We start from the raw sequence: 3854 nt of genomic DNA on the forward strand, positions 1-3854 counted from the left end.
CCCCTCGGACATGGCCAGAAGGAGGCCGTCGGCGGAGACCACCACCGTGTGCGACACCCCCGGGGTGTTCTCCACGAAGTTGGTGATCAACCAGTTCAGGTTCTGCGCCGCCTGGCTCATCGGGCTCACACTAACGCTCCTGATCGTAGGTGCTGCCGGGGCCGAAGCCCGGTCGGTCATTCTGGGTGGCGTCCGAGCCGCCCGCGGTGCGTCCTCGGCGGACGCCGCGGTGCAGGTTGCTCAACCTGCCTCGGACGTCCTCGGGATCGCGGGAGACCTGAGGGCCGCCCTGGGGTGCCCGCTCCGCCTCCGCGGCGCCCGGGACCAGGTTGGCCTTGGGGACGCGGCGAGGCAGTCCGGAGGAGGTGACTCCGCCGGCCTTGGGGTCGCGGATCCGCTCCGCCCGCTGCCGGCGCTCGTCGTTGTCCGCGCGCCATGCGGAGTCGTCGGAACGATCCTCCTGACGGGGCACCTCCGGTGATTCCGTTTGTGGCTGGTACTGCGTGGCCGGGCTCTCCTGGGACTGCCGCTTCCGCTCCCGACGCGGAAGTCCCGCTTCGGTCAGGGAGACGGAGTTGTCCGAGGAGGCGCCCGGTCGGTCGAAGCCTACGCTTTCCCGGGCGTCTTCGGGAGCGCCGGGAACGGATTCCGCTTCCGCTTCCCTCGCGATGCCCGGGCCGCCCGCGTGGGCGTTCCCGCCGTATCCGAAGTCGTAGCCCTGCCGGTACTCCGGCCGGTGGTCGCCCTGGTGGTCCTGCCGGTACTCCGGCTGGTACTCCGGCTGATGATCCGCCCGGTACTCCTGCTGCTCGTACTCCTGCCGGTACGAGGTCTCCTGCCCCTGGGAGGCGCCCTGCGGGAACCCGCCCTGCGCGGCGTACTGCCCCGTCTGCTCAGGGTCGTAGGAGGCGCCGTAGGGAGCGTCGTAGGGGGTCTCGTAGGAGTTGTCGTAGGAAGCGTCGTAGGAGGCCGCCGTCTGCTCCGGGGCGTACTGCTCCTGGCCGTTGCCCTCCGTTCCGTACCCGCCGTTCTCCCCCTGGTACTGCGCCTCCAACGCCGCCCGGCGCTCCTCGCGCATCCGCGACCGTCCCACGGGGTCGAGGAAGGAGGGGTCGCCCTGCGGCTGGGTCGGAGAGCCGTAGCGGGAGTCGTCGAAGCCCAGTTCGGCGGCGGAGAGTTGCGGCCGTCCGTCGTGGCCGGGCTGCACGGCCTGCGGCTGCTCGGGGACGATCCGGGAGACGGTGAAGTCCTCCTCGAACTGCTCCTCGCCGCCACCGCCGTGGGTGATCGCCTCCGGGAGCATGACCAGCGAGGTGGTGCCCGTCTGCTCGCCGGACGGGCGGAGCTGGACGCGGATGCCGTGCCGGGCCGCCAGGCGGCCGACCACGTACAGGCCCATGCGCTGCGAGACGGCCGCGTCCACCGTCGGCGGGTTGGCCAGCTTGTGGTTGATGTCGGCGAAGTCCTCGGGCGTCAGACCGATGCCCTTGTCGTGGATCTCGATCATCACGCGGCCGTCGGGCAGTCGGGTCGCCGTGACGCGGACCTTGGTCTGCGGCGAGGAGAACGAGGTGGCGTTCTCCAACAGCTCGGCCAGCAGGTGCACCAGGTCGGTGACGACGGCGCCGTGGATCTCGCTCTCCGGGACGCCGGACAGCTCGATGCGCTCGTAGTCCTCCACCTCGGAGGAGGCGGCACGCAGCACGTCCACCAACGGAACCGGCTGGTTCCAGCGGCGGCCGGGCTCCTCGCCGGCGAGGATCAGGAGGTTCTCGCCGTTGCGACGCATGCGGGTCGCCAGGTGGTCCAGCTTGAAGAGGTTCTCCAACTGGTCCGGGTCGGCCTCGTGGTTCTCCAGGTGCGTGATGAGGGAGAGCTGACCCTCGATGAGCCCCTGGTTGCGGCGCGAGAGGTTGGTGAAGATCGCGTTGACGTTGCCGCGCAGCAGCGCCTGCTCGGCGGCGAGGCGGACGGCTTCGCGGTGGACCTGGTCGAAGGCCCTGGCGACCTCGCCGATCTCGTCGCGGCTGTCGATCGGGATCGGCTGGACCCGGGTGTCGACCTTGCCGGGGTCGGTGCGGGAGAGCTGGTCCACCAGCATCGGCAGCCGCTGTTGGGCCACGTCGAGGGCCGCGGTGCGCAGGCGGCGCATGTTGTTGCTCATCGAGCGGGCCATCATCCCGGCGACGACGAAGGCCACCAGCAGGGCGAGCAGCACGATGACGGAGTTGACGACGGCGTCCCGCCGGGCGTCGGCCGCGATCTGCGCGGTCTCCTCCACGGCCTTGTCGGTGAACGACTTCTCCACCGTGCGGTAGGCGTTGAACTCGCCGGTGGCGACCGTGTACCAGTTCTCGGCGGTGACGCCCCTGGCCTGCAGGGTCCGCGGGGAGGCGCCGGAGCCGATGGCCTGGATCATCCGGTCGGTCGCGGGCGGGTCGGTGAACTCCTTGCCGGCCGACTCGGCCTCGTCCCTGGCCTCGGCGAGCCGCTCCTCGGTCTCGCCCTCGGCCTTGGTCAGTTCCTCCTGCAGCAGTTGCCAGTCCTCGGGAGTGCCGCCGCCGCGGTACTCGTCGAGGGCGATGCGCTCCAGGTAGGCGTACGAGGCGAAGGCGGTGAGCTGGCGCTGCTTGTCCTCCGCCTTGGGTCCGGGCTTGATCAGCAGGTGGGTGCCGATGGAACGCTGGAGGGAACTGGCGGCCTTGGAGAGCGAGATGGCGTAGACGGTGCGGCCGTAGGAGGTGATGTTGCCGGTGCCCAGCCCCAGTTCGTTGGCGAACTCCATCAGCGGGTGCTGGATCTGGACGTAGCCCTCCTCGGTCTCCACCCCGCTCAGCCGGTTTGTGTAGGCGGCCTCGCGCAGTTCCTCCAGGCCCGGCTCGACCTCGGTGAAGGCGGCGAGACGGCGTTTGAGGCCCTGGTGGTCGGGCATCTCGTCGACGCGCCGGTGGAATTCCTCGGCGGCCGCGTCGGTGACGTCGCGCACCTCCTGGATCACCGGGTCGTCCGCTCTGCCCTGGAGGAGCGGCGCGGCGGTGCGGTCCCGCTCGTCGATCAGGGCGTGGGCGTATGTGGCGGCGGCCCGGACCAGTTCGGCGGTGCGGTTGGCCTCCTCGGCCTCGCGTAGCGTCTCCAGGGAACTTTGCACCCGGTAACCACCGAAGACGAGGGCGACGAGCACGGGGATGAGCAGGATGGCGTTCAGTCTGGTGGCCACACGCCAGTTGCGGACCGCGAGCCGGCCGCCTCTCGCTCTCCCACCGTCTCCGGGCAGGTCGGAGGGTGCCTCCGCGGCGCGCGGCGGCGTGAAGTTGCCCCGCGGCTCCCGGGGCAGGGAGCTCGACTTGCTTCGCCTCACTCGACCAAACCTCTCGGCTTCAGCCCATCGTCCTCGATGAAACCGTAACTACTGTTGAGTTCAGCGAATTTCAGCATGCCGGGCAGAGGCTTTCCAAACACCTGGACCAATGGCGGCGCCCCGCGAGACGGGAGAGATAAAAGGGACATAAACATCCGTTCGCCAACAAATGACTGAAGTTTTGTGCGCACTGGGGAACGAGATGCTCGCGCCGAGTGTTCTCGACGCCCCAATTCTCTGTCGAAACGTTATGAAGAGCGGAACCGGCGGGAACATCTCGACCCCGCCCAGGCTACCGTCCGGTAACGCTCCGTCGTCCTCCGCCCCGGACCGGCGCGGAGGACGACGTGGGGATTCGGCGGAGATTCAGCGCAGCCGCGCGAGAAGCGCGTGTTCCACGAGGGTGATCAGTGCGCTCTTGGCCTCGGCCCGATGCCGGGCGTCGGTGGTGATGATCGGCGCGTCCGGACCGATCTGCAACGCCTCGCGCACCTCG

2 protein-coding genes and 1 pseudogene are annotated in these 3854 nt (G+C 69.6%); all 3 read right to left on the reverse strand.

Features of this window, described 5'->3' with window-relative positions:
- Positions 1 to 129 (reverse strand): roadblock/LC7 domain-containing protein (locus IF47_RS28375; protein WP_031511535.1); only part of this gene is annotated, 129 nt, incomplete at its 3' end.
- Between the two features lies 1 nt (position 130).
- A complete protein-coding gene (locus tag IF47_RS0126480; RefSeq protein WP_078592149.1) occupies positions 131 to 3358 on the reverse strand; it encodes a sensor histidine kinase in 3228 nt (1075 codons plus the stop codon).
- Positions 3359 to 3724: 366 nt separating this feature from the next.
- Positions 3725 to 3854, reverse strand: a pseudogene (locus IF47_RS0126485) (ATP-binding protein); the annotation flags it as partial.

Origin of the sequence: Streptomyces megasporus (assembly GCF_000718985.1) — a bacterium.
GTDB classification, from domain to species: domain Bacteria; phylum Actinomycetota; class Actinomycetes; order Streptomycetales; family Streptomycetaceae; genus Streptomyces; species Streptomyces megasporus.